Source organism: Enterobacter sp. B79-1 (assembly GCF_057444735.1).
The window spans coordinates 1182672-1199487 of record NZ_JBYAZJ010000001.1 but is presented as its reverse complement, the minus strand read 5'-3'; the positions used below and the strand labels follow the sequence as shown (position 1 = coordinate 1199487).

Annotated in this window: 15 protein-coding genes; 7 read left to right on the top strand and 8 right to left on the bottom strand. The window is 56.2% G+C overall.

Annotation, left to right across the window (positions count from 1 at the left end; genetic code table 11):
- Positions 1-115 precede the first annotated feature (115 nt).
- On the top strand, positions 116-550 hold the full coding sequence (locus tag AC2T6E_RS05800; RefSeq protein ID WP_486690847.1) for a DoxX family protein: 435 nt from the start codon (positions 116-118) through the stop codon (positions 548-550).
- A gap of 90 nt (positions 551-640) precedes the next feature.
- Here the strand turns inward: AC2T6E_RS05800 and hcr are convergent, their stop codons facing one another.
- From hcr to aqpZ, 4 genes are all read right to left on the bottom strand, one after another.
- A complete protein-coding gene (gene hcr / locus AC2T6E_RS05795; RefSeq protein WP_262183928.1) occupies positions 641-1609 on the bottom strand; it encodes an NADH oxidoreductase in 969 nt (322 codons plus the stop codon).
- 10 nt (positions 1610-1619) lie between these two features.
- Positions 1620-3272 carry a hydroxylamine reductase gene (gene hcp / locus AC2T6E_RS05790; protein WP_486690844.1) on the bottom strand — a complete coding sequence of 551 codons (1653 nt, stop codon included), beginning with the start codon at positions 3270-3272 and terminating at the stop codon, positions 1620-1622.
- Positions 3273-3416: 144 nt separating this feature from the next.
- Positions 3417-4316, bottom strand: coding sequence for a LysO family transporter (locus AC2T6E_RS05785; RefSeq protein ID WP_120158454.1), 900 nt, complete (start codon positions 4314-4316; stop codon positions 3417-3419).
- Between the two features lie 181 nt (positions 4317-4497).
- Positions 4498-5193, bottom strand: a complete 696-nt coding sequence (aqpZ, locus tag AC2T6E_RS05780) for an aquaporin Z (RefSeq protein WP_010429151.1) — start codon at positions 5191-5193, stop codon at positions 4498-4500.
- 374 nt (positions 5194-5567) lie between these two features.
- Between aqpZ and AC2T6E_RS05775 the strand changes: the two genes are divergently transcribed.
- Positions 5568-7226 carry an ATP-dependent endonuclease gene (locus AC2T6E_RS05775; RefSeq protein ID WP_042717575.1) on the top strand — a complete coding sequence of 553 codons (1659 nt, stop codon included), beginning with the start codon at positions 5568-5570 and terminating at the stop codon, positions 7224-7226.
- Here AC2T6E_RS05775 and AC2T6E_RS05770 read toward each other — a convergent pair.
- Positions 7223-8179 carry a VirK/YbjX family protein gene (locus AC2T6E_RS05770; RefSeq protein WP_214605497.1) on the bottom strand — a complete coding sequence of 319 codons (957 nt, stop codon included), beginning with the start codon at positions 8177-8179 and terminating at the stop codon, positions 7223-7225. The genes AC2T6E_RS05775 and AC2T6E_RS05770 overlap by 4 nt on opposite strands.
- A gap of 159 nt (positions 8180-8338) precedes the next feature.
- Here AC2T6E_RS05770 and macA point away from each other — a divergent pair, with 159 nt between their 5' ends.
- Together macA and macB are read left to right on the top strand one after the other, a co-directional pair.
- Positions 8339-9454, top strand: coding sequence for a macrolide transporter subunit MacA (macA, locus tag AC2T6E_RS05765; RefSeq protein WP_010429157.1), 1116 nt, complete (start codon positions 8339-8341; stop codon positions 9452-9454).
- On the top strand, positions 9451-11391 hold the full coding sequence (gene macB / locus AC2T6E_RS05760) for a macrolide ABC transporter ATP-binding protein/permease MacB (protein ID WP_010429159.1): 1941 nt from the start codon (positions 9451-9453) through the stop codon (positions 11389-11391). Before macA ends, macB begins: the two co-directional genes overlap by 4 nt.
- 70 nt (positions 11392-11461) lie before the next feature.
- Here the strand turns inward: macB and cspD are convergent, their stop codons facing one another.
- Positions 11462-11683: a cold shock-like protein CspD gene (gene cspD / locus AC2T6E_RS05755; RefSeq protein ID WP_006174390.1), complete on the bottom strand. Its 222-nt coding sequence runs from the start codon at positions 11681-11683 to the stop codon at positions 11462-11464.
- Positions 11684-11950: 267 nt separating this feature from the next.
- Between cspD and clpS the strand changes: the two genes are divergently transcribed.
- The 3 genes from clpS to AC2T6E_RS05740 all read left to right on the top strand — a co-directional run bounded on the left by clpS (position 11951) and on the right by AC2T6E_RS05740 (position 15510).
- Positions 11951-12271 carry an ATP-dependent Clp protease adapter ClpS gene (gene clpS / locus AC2T6E_RS05750; protein WP_006174393.1) on the top strand — a complete coding sequence of 107 codons (321 nt, stop codon included), beginning with the start codon at positions 11951-11953 and terminating at the stop codon, positions 12269-12271.
- 27 nt (positions 12272-12298) lie between these two features.
- Positions 12299-14578: an ATP-dependent Clp protease ATP-binding subunit ClpA gene (clpA, locus tag AC2T6E_RS05745; protein ID WP_089597777.1), complete on the top strand. Its 2280-nt coding sequence runs from the start codon at positions 12299-12301 to the stop codon at positions 14576-14578.
- Positions 14579-15063: 485 nt separating this feature from the next.
- Entirely contained in the window at positions 15064-15510 is a 447-nt protein-coding gene (locus AC2T6E_RS05740; RefSeq protein ID WP_148399742.1) for a hypothetical protein, read from the top strand.
- A gap of 71 nt (positions 15511-15581) precedes the next feature.
- Here AC2T6E_RS05740 and infA read toward each other — a convergent pair whose 3' ends face one another.
- Both infA and aat read right to left on the bottom strand, forming a co-directional pair.
- Positions 15582-15800: a translation initiation factor IF-1 gene (infA, locus tag AC2T6E_RS05735; protein WP_002211347.1), complete on the bottom strand. Its 219-nt coding sequence runs from the start codon at positions 15798-15800 to the stop codon at positions 15582-15584.
- A gap of 284 nt (positions 15801-16084) precedes the next feature.
- Positions 16085-16789, bottom strand: a complete 705-nt coding sequence (aat, locus tag AC2T6E_RS05730; RefSeq protein WP_262183857.1) for a leucyl/phenylalanyl-tRNA--protein transferase — start codon at positions 16787-16789, stop codon at positions 16085-16087.
- Positions 16790-16816 lie beyond the last annotated feature (27 nt).

Here is a 16816-nt window from a genome sequence, read left to right as displayed (position 1 = left end):
TTAGAAGAAAGTCACTGTATTGCCTGCTTATTACCCCTTAATTAAAGGTGGTTTTCCTGCGCAATTATTCGGCATAATCTGGTGATACTTAGGATGAAAACAGGAATCATTTCAAATGGTTAAATCATTGTTAATTACTGTTAATGACAAGCTATCATGCGACGATCTTGGCAAACTCTTGTTACGACTTGCCGTTGGCGGGCTGATGCTGTTTCACGGGCTGCATAAGCTTTTTGGTGGCGTGGGGTTCATCAGCGGCATGCTGGTGGAAAAGGGGTTGCCGGGGTTTATCGCCTACGGCGTGTTGATTGGCGAAGTGGTGGCACCGATCCTGATTATTGTTGGGCTCTTCACGCGTCCGGCCGCGCTGGTGCTGGCGTTTACGATGATCGTGGCGTGGCTGATGGTGGGCGTGGGGGAAACGCTCGCCCTCGATAAGGTAGGCGCATGGGCGATTGAAAGCCTGGTGTACTTCTTTATCGGCTCGCTGGCTGTCGCATTTTTAGGGGCAGGGCGGTTTGCGGTAGGGAAAGCGCCCGCATGGCGGTAGGGTTGTTGTAGGTCGGGTAAACGTAGTGCCACCCGACAAAAAGCCCGGTGGCGCTGACGCTTACCGGGCCTACGATCGAACGTTTAACGCTTATGCGAGGACGAGATCGCCCTGCGGGTGGCATGAGCAGGCCAGCACGTAACCCTCGGCAATTTCCGCGTCGGTCAGCGTCATGGTGCTGGTGACGCTGTACTCCCCGGAAACCACCTTTGTCTTACAGCAGCCGCACACGCCCGCACGGCAGGCTGCGACCACCGGCACCTTGTTGCTTTCCAGCGCCTCCAGCAGCGTGGTGCCCACGCGGCCAAAGAAAGTTTGAGCCGGTTGCAGCTTGGTAAACTGGATCCCACTGGTTACCGCTTCCGCCACCGGGGTGAAGAACTGCTCTTTGAAGAAGCGGGTCACGCCAAGCGCTTTCACCTCTTTCTCGACGATATCCATGTACGGCGCCGGGCCGCAGGTCATCACGGTGCGGTTCGCCATATCCGGCACGCTTTGCAGCAGCTCGCGGCTCAGGCGACCGGGCACAAAACCGTGGGTCGCGTTGTGCTCCGCCACCAGCGTCACCGGATAATCACGCCACTCCTCGGCAAAAATGACATCTTCCGGTGAACGCACGCTGAAGATCACCTGCACGTCAGCCTGCGGGCGATTTTTCGCCAGCCAGCGGCGCATCGACATGATTGGCGTTACGCCACAGCCCGCCGCCAGCAGCAGGAATTTATCGTCTGCTTTGTCGTCACAGATGAAATCCCCCTGCGCGTCAGACAGCCAGATATAATCCCCGCGCTTCACGTCACGTGTCAGCCAATGGGAGCCTGCGCCGTCGTCAATGCGGCGGACGGTGAGCGTAATGTACTCGCTCACGCCCGGCGTTGAGGAGATCGTGTAGGCGCGCAGGGTGTCCGCCGAGTTGCGAATGCTGACCAGCGCATACTGGCCAGCACGGTATGGATAGTAGTCATGGCACAGCAGCGACAGCGTCCACACATCCGGCGTCTCCTGATGGATGTGATGAACCTGCATCCGCCACGGACATTGTGAGGTTGGCATGGTCATGAGTTACTCCTTACGCGCTCAGCAGCTGCTTCATGTCATCTTCAACGTTGGTCACGGAACGCAGACCGAATTTCTCGTTCAGCACCGCCAGCAGGTCCGGCGTCAGGAAGCCTGGTGCGGTCGGGCCGGTCACGATGTTGGTTACGCCGAGAGAAAGCAGGGTCAGCAGGATGACAATCGCTTTCTGCTCAAACCATGACAGCACCAGCGACAGCGGCAGGTCGTTCACGCCGCAGCCCAGTTTCTCCGCCAGAGTGACCGCCAGAATGATGGCCGAGTAAGCGTCGTTACACTGGCCCGCATCGATCAGGCGCGGCAGGCCTTCGATGTCGCCGAAGTCCAGCTTGTTGAAACGGTACTTGCCGCACGCCAGCGTCAGGATCAGGCAGTCTTCCGGCACGCGGGTGGCGAAGTCGGTAAAGTAGTTACGCTCGCCGCGGGCGCCGTCGCAGCCGCCGACGAGGAAGATGTGGCGCAGCTTTTCACGGCTGACGAGATCGATCAGCGAATCAGCGGCGCCCAGCAGGGTTTCACGACCGAAGCCGACGGTGATCAGGTGCGGGATCTCGCTGTACGGGAAGCCCGCCATCTGCTGCGCCTGGGCGATAACGGGACCGAAATCGTCGCCTTCGAGGTGGCTCACGCCCGGCCAGCCGACGATGCTGCGCGTCCAGATGCGGTCGTCATACGCGCCCACGGTAGGGTCGATGATGCAGTTAGAGGTCATTACGATAGGGCCCGGGAAGCGGGCGAACTCCACCTGCTGGTTCTGCCAGCCGCTGCCGTAGTTACCGATCAGATGCGTAAACTTGCGCAGCTCCGGGTAGCCGTGCGCGGGCAGCATTTCACCGTGGGTGTAGACGTTAACGCCGGTGCCTTCGGTCTGTTTCAGCAGGTTGTAGAGATCTTTCAGGTCGTGACCGGAAATCAGGATGCACTTGCCTTCGGTCGCCTTAACGTTGACCTGCGTTGGCGTCGGGTGGCCGTAGGTGCTAGTTTCACCGGCATCCAGAATGCTCATTACCTTGAAGTTCATCTGGCCGATTTCCATCGAGCACGCCAGCAGCGCGTTCATATCGGCAGGCCAGGTGCCCAGCCACGCCATGATTTTGTGGTATTGGGCGTAGATGTCGTTATCGTACTGGCCGAGCACGTGCGCGTGTTCCATATAGGCCGCAGCGCCCTTCAGGCCGTACAGGCACAGCAGACGCAGGCCGAGAATGTTCTCGCCAATCGCCGCTTTGTCTTTATTCGGGGTGAATTCTGCCGCCTGACGCTGCAGGTCGCCCAGATCGTCGCTCACCAGCTGCAGTTCGGACATCGGGTTTTCCACGCGGGCGCTGGCATCGGCCTTCAGACACTGCGCTTTCAGCGCTTCACGCAGGGCAATCGCTTCGCGGGCATAACCGACAATGCGCGGAGAATCGAAGTTAACGTTGGTCAGCGTGGAGAAAAATGCGCGAGGGGCGAAGTTGTCGACATAGTGGTCGACAATGCCGTATTCACGGGCTTTAAAGGCCCAGGCGGAAAGGCCTTGCAGGGCTGCAATCAGCAGATCCTGCAGGTCAGATGTTTCTGCGGTTTTGCCGCACATACCCTGTGCGTAGGAGCAGCCATTGCCTGCCGGGGTACGGATGGTTTGTTCACATTGCACACAAAACATAATCACACCTGTTAAAGTTATATTTAATATACATGTTTAAGGTTATGCCTGTGCCAGAACGGTGAAAAGGGCTTTCTGCTACAAAATAGAGGGAGATTGATTTAGCGCAATTTTGGCGGCAGGTTCGCTACCGCCAAAGAAGTATCAGGCCGAGAAGAAGGCCATCAGAACCGGAACCAGCAGGCTTAAAATAAAGCCGTGCACGATGGCGGCAGGGACCAGCTCCAGCCCCCCTGAGCGTTGTAAAACCGGCAGGGTAAAGTCCATCGAGGTCGCGCCACACAGCCCCAACGCGGTAGAGCGGCTGCGGCGTACCAGACCCGGGATCAGCATGATGGCAATCAATTCGCGCGCAAGGTCATTGAAGAAGGCGGCGCTGCCAATGACCGGACCGAACGATTCGGTCAGAAGAATACCGGAGAGGGAGTACCAGCCAAAACCCGACGCCATCGCCAGGCCGGTTTTCAGCGGCAGGTCGAGAATAACGGCATTAATCACGCCTGCGACCATTGAACTGGCGACGACGACAATGGCCACTATCATTCCCCGGCGGTTGAGGACAATCTGTTTCAGCGTCATGCCATTATTTCGCAGCTGAATACCAATCAGGAACAGCAGGAAGATCAGGGTATATTCGCTGGCCTCCGTGGCGTGCTGTAAAAATGACCATCCGGTAAGGCCCAGCAGAAAACCGAGCACCACGACGCCGCAGAGTTTTAATGATTCCAGCGCCATCGCAATACGGGAAGGGAGTTTTTCCTGTTGATGGTTATTTTTCCAGGGAATAGTGCGTTCCAGCCAGAACAGCGCGGCAATATTACACAGCAAAATAACCACCACGGTGACGACGGAATAATGGAGGATAGAGAGTAAATTCGCTGACAGGTTATCCAGGAAGGCCAGGCTTATCCCCATAAAGAAAAGAATGACGTAAACAATCCAGCTGAGAAAACGGTTGATGAGCCGTAATGCGGATTCTCTGCGCAGCGGAATAAGGTAGCCCACGATCAGGGGCAGCAGAATAATGAGGAGTCCTGAAAACATGAACAGCCGGTCCTTTTGAGTATCTGTTAAGCGCCAGAGACACTACCCAATAAAGGCTGTCAGGTAAAGGAGCAATAAAAAAGCCGGGTGGCGGCTACGCCTTACCCGGCTTGTATATTTGGGGTGGTGCGGCCTGATGCCCTCACCCCGGCCCTCTCCCACGGGGAGAGGGAGAAAACCATTAATCGCGTTTTTCCAGCAGGGTGCGGTACAGCACGCCGCCCAGAATACCGCCGATAATTGGCATCACCCAGAACAGCCAAAGCTGCTCAAGCGCCCAACCGCCCTGGAAGATAGCAACCGCGGTGCTGCGCGCCGGGTTAACGGAGGTGTTGGTCACCGGGATTGAGATCAGGTGAATCAGCGTCAGCGCCAGACCAATGGCGATTGGCGCGAAGCCTGCAGGTGCGTATTTGTCCGTTGCGCCGTGAATAACCAGCAGGAAGCCTGCGGTCAGTACGATTTCAATCACGATGGCAGACAGCATTGAGTAGCCGCCCGGTGAGTGTTCACCGAAACCGTTAGAGGCGAAACCGCTGGCTGCGGCGTCAAAGCCTGCTTTGCCGCTGGCAATCACGTACAGGACTGCGGCTGCAATAATACCGCCGATGACCTGGGCAATAATATAGCCTAATACGTCTTTCACCGGGAAACGACCGCCCGCCCATAAACCCAGCGTCACAGCAGGGTTAAAATGACCGCCGGAAATATGCCCTACCGCGAATGCCATGGTTAAGACTGTTAAGCCGAATGCCAGTGCGACACCGACAAAACCAATTCCTAATTCCGGGAATGCCGCTGCCAGCACTGCACTACCGCAGCCGCCAAACACCAGCCAGAATGTACCAAAACATTCTGCCGCTAATTTTCTGAACATAACCACCTCAATAATAAATTTCCGCACACTATCCTGCGCACGGGTTATATCGCCATAAAGGGATGACGACTCAAAGAGCCTTTATTTTAGAAAGCAACAACACCCCTTCGCCACTTAAATAAATTCGGATAATTTGATTTAAGGCAATGTGATGTCAATCCTTGTTCAAACTGGAGGTAAATAGAGCATAGTCCAATTTTCAAACGGGAGTATCTTGTTCTGGAAGCACCTTTTCAAATGAAACTTGATGGGTAAATTCTGAATTTTTCGTGCTTCATCGGAATAACGGAGGTGTCTGGCAGTGTCCACTCGGCGCCGCTGCCGCTATACTGCTGATAACTTAAAGGAAAAAGTGGTTATTACGCGGGGGATTTATGCTTCTCGAACGTGTGGAAATTGTCGGGTTTCGCGGTATTAACCGCCTGTCGCTCCAGCTGGAGCAGAATAACGTCCTGATCGGTGAAAACGCCTGGGGTAAATCCAGCCTGCTGGATGCGCTGACACTGCTGCTTTCCCCTGAAGATGACTTGTACCACTTCGTTCACGATGACTTCTGGTTTCCGCCGGGGGATGTCGCGGGGCGCGAGAAGCATCTGCATATCATTCTTACGTTTCGCGAGTCCGAGCCGGGGCGGCATCGTGTGCGTCGTTTCCGCCCGATGTCGCCATGCTGGGTGCCATGCGATGATGACTATCACCGTATTTTCTACCGTCTTGAAGGTGAAATGGCGGAAAATGACGGGGTGTTAACCCTGCGTGAGTTTCTTGATGAAAAAGGCAACCCCATCCCGCTGGAGAATATTGACGACCTGGCGCGCCACCTGATTCGCCTGTCGCCGGTGCTGCGCCTGCGCGATGCACGCTTTATGCGCCGGATCCGCAACGGTTCCGTACCCAATATGCCGGAGGTGGAAGTCACCGCCCGCGAGCTGGATTTCCTGGCGCGTGAGCTGGTCTCTCGCCCGCAGAACCTCACCGACGGTCAAATCCGCCAGGGGCTTTCGGCCATGGTGCAGCTGCTGGAGCACTATTTTTCCGAGCAGGGGACGTCACAGTCACGCCATCGCCTGATGCGTCGCCGTTCGCACGATGAACAACGCAGCTGGCGTTATCTTGATATCATTAACCGGATGATAGACCGGCCCGGTGGACGTACCCATCGGGTGATCCTGCTGGGGTTATTCTCGACGCTTTTGCAGGCGAAAGGCACCGTCCGGTTAGACCGGGACGCCCGCCCGCTGCTGCTGGTGGAAGACCCCGAGACGCGCCTGCATCCGATCATGCTCTCCGTTGCGTGGCACCTGTTGAACCTGCTGCCGCTGCAGCGCGTGACCACCACCAACTCCGGCGAGTTGCTCTCGCTAACCCCCGTGGAATACGTCTGCCGCCTGGTGCGTGAATCCTCACGCGTATCCGCATACCGGCTGGGGCCGGGTGGCCTGAATGCGGAAGACGGTCGCCGCATTGCATTTCATATTCGCTTTAATCGTGCTTCATCGCTGTTTGCCCGTTGCTGGCTGTTGGTTGAGGGTGAAACCGAGACCTGGGTTATCAACGAACTGGCGCGTCAGTGCGGTCACCACTTCGATGCGGAAGGTATTAAGGTCATAGAGTTTGCCCAGTCGGGATTAAAACCGCTGATCAAGTTTGCCCGCAGGATGGGGATTGAATGGCATGTTCTGGTCGATGGCGATGAAGCAGGTAAAAAGTATGCCGCAACCGTGCGCGGTTTGCTGAATAACGATCGCGAAGAAGAGCGTGACCATCTGACTATGCTGCCCGCGATGGACATGGAACACTTTATGTATCGACAGGGATTTGACGATGTTTTTCACCGCGTGGCGATGATCCCGGTGGATGTGCCGATGAACATGCGGCGTGTGATCGCCAAAGCGATTCATCGTTCGTCGAAGCCGGACCTGGCCATCGAAGTGGCGACGGAGGCGGGAAGGCGAGGCGTGGAGTCCGTGCCCACGCTGCTGCGTAAAATGTTCTCCCGCGTGCTTTGGCTGGCACGCGGGAGAGCGGATTAACGTTGGGTCGCCTGCGTCATTTGTTGGATCAGACTATCCAGCAGTTCGTAGCGGCGGCGGTATTCAGCACGTTTCTTACTCGCAATCTCTTCCATCGGTTTGCGCGGCATGGTTAACGGCAGCGCGAAATGGCCGCTCTCCTGGCGTTCGCCACCCAGGGAGAGCCAGAAACTGTCGTAATCCGCCAGCAGTTTCCCCTCTTTTTTCTTGCGGTAACGCCAGCTACGGTAAATGTGGGTGGCATTGCTCACGGCGAGGATCTGTTCAACCGGGAACGCGGTGCCCAGCGTCATCACCGCTTCAACCAGCAGACGTTTCGGGAACAGGCCGTGGCACGCTTTGGTTGCGCCCTGAATCAACTCATGCGGAACGTGCGCTTTAGCGCCCTGTAGCCCGCCGATGAACAGCGTGGATTTTCCCTCAAACGGGCACAGCGTAAAGGTCATTTCGGCCAGCACGGTGTTCTGATGGTTGCAGAAGGTAAGGGTCGCTTCACCCTCTTTGTCCATAAAGGCATCGGCACACAGGCGAATCGTGAATTGCTGCTCGTCCTTTCCGGTTAGCGTCAGCAGCGTCATTCCCTGACCTGAAAGATAGCCCTTGAGCAGCGCGGCGGGGAGGTGTTGGCTCATCGTCTGATAGTGCCCGTTTAGCGCCTCCAGCGCGTTCCGGCGGTTCATACTGACCGTCAGCCACGGACGATGCAGTCGGCACGGCAACCCTGGCTGGACCTGCAAGATTTGCATCAGACGCGGTTGCTTTGCCAGGCTTGCCAGCAGGCGAGCGGTGCTGAAAGGGGAAACCAGGGAACGTAACATAAATTTGCGTCGATATGAGGGGTTCTGCCACGCCAGACCGGGCGTGATGGCACCGGTTGCCAGACTTTTAAAAAGCGCCCAGCCGGACGTAGGCTGCGGCAGATTAGAATAAGGTGTATCGACTATGGAAGACATGTTAGATCCTGCTTCTTGGGGAAGAACGCTATTTCAGCAGGCGTTTTGTCAACGTCATGTAAACAAATGCGGCCATTTCCAGAAAACAGGGGTTTCGTTGAGGAGTGGTTTAGATAGAATCAACGGTGATGTTAGCCAGAATAATTATTTGGAATATTTATGAACCTTAAGGGAAAACGCAGAAAACTGTTTCTGCTGCTGGCGGTCGTGCTGGTGGTCGGTGGATTCTGGCTTTGGCAGGTCCTCAATGCGCCTGTACCACAGTATCAAACGCTGATCGTTCGCCCCGGCGAGCTGCAGCAAAACGTGCTGGCGACCGGCAAACTGGATGCCCTGCGTAAAGTCGATGTTGGCGCGCAGGTGAGCGGCCAGTTGAAAACGCTGTCCGTCGAGATTGGTGACAAGGTCAAAAAAGGCCAGCTGCTTGGCGTTATCGATCCTGAACAGGCCGAAAACCAGATCCGCGAAGTGGAAGCGACGCTGATGGAGCTGCGCGCGCAGCGTGCGCAGGCCCTGGCGGAGCGTAACCTTGCGCAGGTGACGCTGACGCGCCAGCAGGCGCTGGCGAAAACCCAGGCCATTTCGAAGCAGGATCTCGATACCGCCACCACGGAGCTGGCGGTAAAACAGGCGCAGATCGGCACCATCGACGCGCAGATTAAACGCAATCAGGCTTCGCTGGATACGGCGAAAACCAACCTGGACTACACCAAAATCGTCGCGCCGATGGCCGGAGAAGTGACGCAAATCACCACGCTGCAGGGCCAGACGGTGATCGCCGCGCAGCAGGCGCCAAACATCCTGACGCTGGCGGACATGGGCACCATGCTGGTCAAAGCCCAGGTTTCCGAGGCGGATGTGATCCATCTTAAGCCGGGGCAGAACGCCTGGTTTACGGTGCTGGGCGACCCGCAGACCCGCTACGAAGGCGTGCTGAAAGACATTCTGCCGACGCCGGAAAAAGTGAACGACGCCATCTTCTACTATGCCCGCTTTGAGGTACCAAACCCGCAGGGCGTGCTGCGTCTGGACATGACCGCCCAGGTACATATCCAGCTGACCGGCGTGAAAAACGTGCTGACCGTTCCGCTCTCCGCGCTGGGTGAATCCGCCGGGGATAGTCGCTACAAGGTGAAGGTGCTGCGCAACGGCGAAACGCGCGAGCGCGAAGTGGTGATTGGCGCGCGCAACGACACCGACGTAGTGGTGGTGAAAGGGCTGGAAGAGGGGGAGGAGGTTGTCACCAGCGAAAGCCTGCCCGGAGCCGCTAAATGACCGCGCTGCTTGAGCTGAAGGATATCCGCCGCAGCTATCCGTCCGGCGACGGTCCGGTAGAGGTGCTGAAAGGGATCTCGCTGCGCGTGGAAGCGGGCGAGATGGTGGCGATTGTTGGCGCGTCCGGTTCGGGTAAATCGACGCTGATGAATATTCTCGGCTGTCTGGATAAACCCACCAGCGGTACGTACCGGGTGGACGGAACGGATGTTTCCACGCTCGACGGCGACGCGCTGGCGAAGCTGCGCCGGGAACACTTCGGCTTTATCTTCCAGCGTTACCATCTGCTTTCTCACCTGAGCGCGGCGCAGAACGTGGAGGTTCCCGCGGTTTATGCGGGCGTCGAGCGGAAGAAACGGCTTGAGCGCGCGAAGGCGCTGTTAACGCGTCTGGGGCTGGCGGAACGCGTGGAGTATCAGCCGTCGCAGCTTTCCGGCGGTCAGCAGCAGCGCGTGAGTATCGCGCGCGCCCTGATGAACGGCGGGCAGGTGATCCTCGCGGATGAACCGACGGGCGCGCTCGATAGCCACTCCGGTGAAGAGGTGATGGCAATCCTGCACCAGCTGCGCGATCAGGGCCACACGGTGATTATCGTTACCCACGACCCGCAGGTGGCGGCGCAGGCCGAACGCATTATTGAGATCCACGACGGTGAGCTGGTGAGCAACCCGCCGCCGCGCGAGTCCCGGGCGGCCGCACCGAAAGAGGCGCTGCCGGCCGCAACCGGCTGGGGGCAGTTCTCCAGCGGCTTTCGTGAAGCGCTGACCATGGCCTGGCTGGCGATGGCGGCCAATAAAATGCGCACCCTGCTGACGATGCTCGGCATCATCATCGGTATTGCCTCGGTGGTGTCGATTGTGGTGGTGGGCGACGCGGCAAAACAGCTTGTGCTGGCGGATATCCGCGCTATCGGCACCAATACCATCGACGTCTATCCCGGCAAAGACTTCGGCGACGACGAGCCGCAGTATCAGCAGGCGCTGAAGTATGACGATCTGGCGGCTATTCAGAAGCAGCCGTGGGTCAATTCGGCTACGCCTGCGGTCTCGCAGAACCTGCGTCTGCGCTACGGCAACATCGACGTTGCGGCCAGCGCCAACGGCGTCAGCGGCGACTACTTCAACGTCTACGGTATGACCTTCAGCGAAGGGGCGACCTTCAACGCCGAGCAACTGGCGGGCAGGGCGCAGGTGGTGGTGTTAGACGCCAACTCCCGCAGGCAGCTGTTCCCGAATAAAACCAACGTGGTGGGGGAAGTGATCCTGGTGGGCAATATGCCTGCCACGGTGATCGGCGTGGCGGAAGAGAAGCAGTCGATGTTCGGCAGCAGCAAAATCCTGCGCGTCTGGCTGCCGTACACCACGATTTCCGGGCGCATTATGGGCCAGTCCTGGCTCAACTCCATTACCGTTCGCGTGAAGGAGGGCTACGACAGCGCTATGGCCGAACAGCAGCTTGAGCGGCTGCTCACCCTGCGCCACGGGAAGAAAGATTTCTTCACCTGGAACATGGACGGTCTCTTGAAAACGGCGGAAAAGACCACACGTACTCTTCAGATGTTCCTGACACTGGTGGCGGTGATTTCGCTGGTCGTCGGCGGTATCGGGGTGATGAATATCATGCTGGTGTCGGTCACGGAGCGCACGCGGGAGATTGGCATCCGCATGGCGGTCGGGGCCAGAGCCAGCGACGTGCTGCAGCAGTTTTTGATTGAAGCGGTGCTGGTGTGTCTGGTCGGCGGGGCGATGGGCATTGCGCTTTCGATGATGATCGCGTTTGCGCTCCAGCTCTTTTTACCAGGGTGGGAGATTGGCTTTTCCCCCGTGGCGATCCTCACGGCGTTCTTATGCTCGACCTTCACGGGTATTTTGTTTGGCTGGTTACCGGCACGCAACGCGGCGCGGCTGGATCCGGTGGACGCACTGGCGCGGGAATAACCCGAAAATAAAAATGCCAGCCGATCGGGCTGGCATTTTGCCTGCGGGGTGTACACAATGAATTAGGGAGCTATGCAACCGCTTCTGCTTCAACGGGGACGATCAGACTGGCGTGATTGCCTTTAGGCCCCTGGTGTACATCGAACCGAACGGACTGCCCGGCTTTGAGCGTCCTGTAACCATCCATCTGAATGGTGGAATAGTGAGCGAAGATATCCTCGCCGCCGCCTTCAGGGCAGATGAAACCAAACCCTTTGGCGTTGTTGAACCACTTAACAGTACCCATTTCCATGCTTCGACATCCTTCGTAAATCTTATAAATTAAGATGGAATGAACCGGTGGTGGAGTGGGGGCTGTTCAAAACCTCGCCATCTCACGCTTGTACAATTTAGATAAACGGAAGAAGCCGTCAAGCGTTTGGCGCTGGAGTTGGGACAATAATCAACCAAAATTTGAGGCAGTTAACGCTATTGCAACAGTTTGTGACAGACATCGCGGATGACAGTAATAGATGATTGTTATCTAACATCTGAGGTAGATTCAAAGTGGTTATGCATAATGGGTAAGACCAACGATTGGCTGGATTTTGACCAGCTGGCGGAAGATAAAGTGCGCGACGCGCTAAAACCGCCATCTATGTATAAAGTTATGTTAATGAACGATGATTACACGCCGATGGAATTTGTTATTGACGTGCTACAAAAGTTCTTTTCTTATGATGTAGAACGTGCAACGCAACTGATGCTTACCGTTCATTATCGAGGCAAAGCGATCTGCGGCATCTTTACTGCCGAAGTCGCGGAAACCAAAGTGGCGATGGTGAACGACTATGCGAGGGAGAACGAGCATCCGTTGCTGTGTACGCTGGAAAAGGCCTGATAAGGCATAAAATTGGGGGAGGTGCCTATGCTCAATCAAGAACTGGAACTCAGTTTAAACATGGCTTTCGCCAGAGCGCGTGAGCACCGACATGAGTTTATGACCGTCGAGCATTTACTGCTCGCACTGCTTAGCAACCCATCTGCCCGCGAAGCGCTGGAAGCCTGCTCCGTGGATCTGGTGGCGCTACGTCAGGAACTCGAAGCCTTCATCGAACAAACCACGCCGGTGCTGCCAGCCAGTGAAGAAGAGCGCGACACGCAGCCGACGCTCAGCTTCCAGCGCGTGCTGCAGCGCGCGGTATTCCACGTCCAGTCTTCCGGACGTAGCGAAGTGACTGGCGCAAACGTCTTAGTCGCCATCTTCAGCGAGCAGGAGTCACAGGCTGCCTACCTGCTGCGCAAACACGAAGTCAGCCGCCTCGACGTGGTTAACTTTATTTCTCACGGAACGCGCAAAGACGAGCCTAACCAGGCATCGGATTCCAGCAATCAGGTCAATAACAATGAAGAGCAAGCAGGCGGGGAGGATCGTATGGAAAACTTCACCACCAATCTTAACCAGCTTGCTCGCGTTGGCGGTATCGACCCGCTGATTGGTCGCGATAAAGAGCTGGAGCGCGCGATCCAGGTGCTGTGCCGTCGCCGCAAGAACAACCCGCTGCTGGTGGGTGAGTCAGGCGTGGGTAAAACCGCGATTGCCGAAGGGCTTGCCTGGCGCATTGTGCAGGGCGACGTGCCGGAAGTGATTGCCGACTGCACCATCTACTCGCTGGATATCGGCTCGCTGCTGGCGGGCACGAAATACCGCGGTGATTTTGAAAAACGCTTCAAGGCGCTGTTAAAACAGCTGGAGCAGGACACCAACAGCATTCTGTTTATCGATGAGATCCACACCATCATCGGCGCAGGTGCGGCTTCCGGTGGCCAGGTGGATGCCGCGAACCTGATCAAACCGCTGCTCTCCAGCGGCAAGATCCGCGTGATGGGCTCCACGACCTACCAGGAGTTCAGCAACATCTTTGAGAAAGACCGCGCGCTGGCGCGTCGCTTCCAGAAAATCGACGTCACCGAGCCGTCCGTCGAGGAAACGGTGCAGATCATCAACGGCCTGAAAACCAAGTACGAAGCGCACCACGACGTGCGTTACACCGCGAAAGCGGTCCGTGCGGCGGTGGAACTGGCGGTGAAATACATCAACGATCGTCATCTGCCGGATAAGGCGATTGACGTGATTGATGAGGCAGGGGCGCGTGCGCGCCTGATGCCGGCCAGCAAGCGTAAGAAAACCGTTAACGTGGCGGATATTGAGTCCGTGGTGGCCCGCATCGCGCGTATCCCTGAGAAGAGCGTTTCTCAGAGCGACCGCGACACGCTGCGCACTCTCGGCAATCGCCTGAAAATGTTGGTCTTTGGTCAGGATAAAGCCATTGAAGCCTTAACTGAAGCGATCAAGATGGCCCGTGCCGGACTGGGGCATGACCACAAGCCTGTCGGTTCCTTCCTGTTCGCTGGCCCGACCGGCGTAGGGAAAACCGAGGTGACGGTTCAGCTCTCCAAAGCGCTGGGCATTGAGCTGCTGCGCTTTGATATGTCCGAGTATATGGAGCGTCACACCGTCAGCCGTTTGATTGGTGCGCCTCCGGGATACGTGGGCTTTGACCAGGGCGGCCTGCTCACCGACGCGGTGATCAAGCATCCACACGCGGTACTGCTACTCGATGAAATCGAGAAAGCGCACCCGGACGTGTTCAACATCCTGCTGCAGGTGATGGACAACGGGACGCTGACCGACAACAACGGGCGCAAGGCGGACTTCCGCAACGTGGTGCTGGTGATGACCACCAACGCCGGTGTGCGTGAAACCGAGCGTAAATCTATCGGCCTGATCCACCAGGATAACAGCACCGATGCGATGGAAGAGATCAAGAAGATCTTCACGCCGGAGTTCCGTAACCGTCTGGACAACATTATCTGGTTCGATCACCTGTCTACCGAGGTGATCCATCAGGTGGTGGATAAGTTCATCGTCGAGCTGCAGGTTCAGCTGGATCAGAAAGGCGTATCGCTGGAAGTGAGCCAGGAGGCCCGCAACTGGCTGGCCGAGAAAGGCTACGACCGTGCGATGGGTGCCCGTCCGATGGCCCGCGTGATTCAGGACAACCTGAAGAAACCGCTGGCGAACGAGCTGCTGTTTGGCTCGCTGGTGGACGGCGGCCAGGTGACCGTGGCGCTGGACCAGGCGAAGAACGAACTGACGTACGATTTCCAGAGTGCGGCGAAGCACAAGCCGGAAGCGGCTCACTGAGTGAGTTGAACGTTAATGTTAAAAACCGGGCTTTTGCCCGGTTTTTTTATGCCTGCCAAGGTAAAAGCAAAACGACAACAGTGTTGTCGTTTTTAGTGTTTTCTCCCTCTCCCTGTGGGAGAGGGTTGGGGTGAGGGCAACAGACCGCAGAGGAATTTTGCGAGGCGCTTTCCAGTTTCTTTCGAAGTCAGTTGCTGGATAAATCCACAGTAATAAAATGGCGGCGCACCTGCAAAATCAGGTGCCGGGATTGGCGTCCTGATTACACACGAGAAATGATGTTGATACGTCAACTATCATCAGGTTCGTTCACACTTTTGAAAGCTAGCGATATAATCCGCAGACTCAATTATGGTGGGCTGAACCGGGGCTTCTTTTGAAGCGCCGATTTTCCCGTGTGGGTCGGTACGCCAAACCGGTTCAGTCTGCCACCTGAGTTGGCGTTCGGGTGGAGATCTCATCATTTCACACGGAGTCATAATCAAATGGAACATAACAATTTTTCACAGCTCTACAGCGAACTCTCTCTCAACCCCGATCTCCCAATCCTTGCCGAGCGCTGCAAACTGCTCACCGAAATCCTCCTCGACTGCAAATCACTCCCGCAAACCCAGCCCGTTTGCCGCTGTCTCGGGGCCTGGCTGGAAGAGGTGAAAACCGGCCTCACAGAGTCAATGCGTGATTTTCAGGTGGTGGAATTTGAGGACGAAGCAGAACAACCGCGACAAAAAGAGTGGTTACTGGAAGATACAGAAACGAAATGCGACTACTGCCGGGCGTTAAACCATGTGCTGCTGGTGTCGCATTTTGACCGCGATATGTTGCCGCATCTCACGGGATTACTTCACGACATGGCTCATTCTATGGCAGGGGATTTAATCGCTCCTGCACAACCGTGGATGACAATACATCTTCCGACGCAGCAACACTGAAGCCATAAATAAAAAAGGCCGGGGTTATCCCGACCTTTTAAATATTCATCTGCCATTACAGGCGAAAACAATTAGCGACTACGGAAGACAATGCGGCCTTTGCTCAGGTCGTACGGGGTCAGTTCAACAGTCACTTTGTCGCCCGTTAAAATGCGGATGTAGTTTTTGCGCATTTTACCGGAGATGTGCGCAGTTACCACGTGACCGTTTTCCAGCTCTACGCGAAACATGGTATTAGGCAACGTATCAAGTACGGTACCCTGCATTTCAATATTGTCTTCTTTGGCCATCTAATCCTCTGGGGTATCACTACCAAGTTTTGAACCGGCAAGATAATGCCGAAATTCATCAATTAAGTAAAGAATTGCGCGTTTAAAACGCAGCAAAACAGTTTCAGCGCATTGCCCAAGCGTCACGGTACAACCGAACGGAAAGCGCATTCGTAAAGGGGAAACGACAGGATAAACGTCAGGACGTTATCTGAAGCGAGGGTCCCAAACGGCGGCGGGGCAACAGGCAGAAGCTACTCTGCGGCATAATTATAACACCCTCATAAAAAATATGCGGAAAACATTTAGGCATTGGGCAGAAAGAGTGTACGCGGTACCCAGAAGTCGCGCGGGAGCTTCTCCTGACGGCAATTATCGAGATGTTCAATGTAGTGGCGGCGGGAGATTTCGACGGCACCGAGCGAGGCGGTGTGCTCGTTAAGCACCTGGCAATCCATCAGTCGTCCGCCACGCTGGGCAAATTCCTCGCAGAACACCAGCAGTGCCGTTTTTGAGGCATTAACCGCACGCGAGAACATCGACTCCCCACAAAACAGCGTTCCCTGAGCCACGCCGTACATGCCGCCCACCAGGTCACCGCCATCCCATACTTCAATAGAATGCGCGTAACCCAGCTCATGCAACTGATGATAGGCGGTGATGATATCGCGAGTGATCCATGTACCTTCGTGCCGATCTTCCGCACAGCCTTCAATGACCTGACCAAAAGCGTGATTCAGGGTTACGCGATACGGCGACTTCGCGTGAAAGCGCTTCATGCTGCGGCTAATGTGAAACTGCGCTGGCCACAATACGGCTCGTGGATCGGGTGACCACCATAAAATCGGGTCGCCTGGAGAAAACCACGGAAAAATCCCGCGCTGATAAGCCATCAACAGACGAGCAGGGCTGAGATCGCCGCCCAGTGCCAGCAACCCGTTAGGTTCACGTAGCGCCCCCTCCGGTGAAGGGAACGCAATATTATGACGAGACAGCTGGACCAGGCGCATGACAGCAGAACTCCAATACGCGAGTGA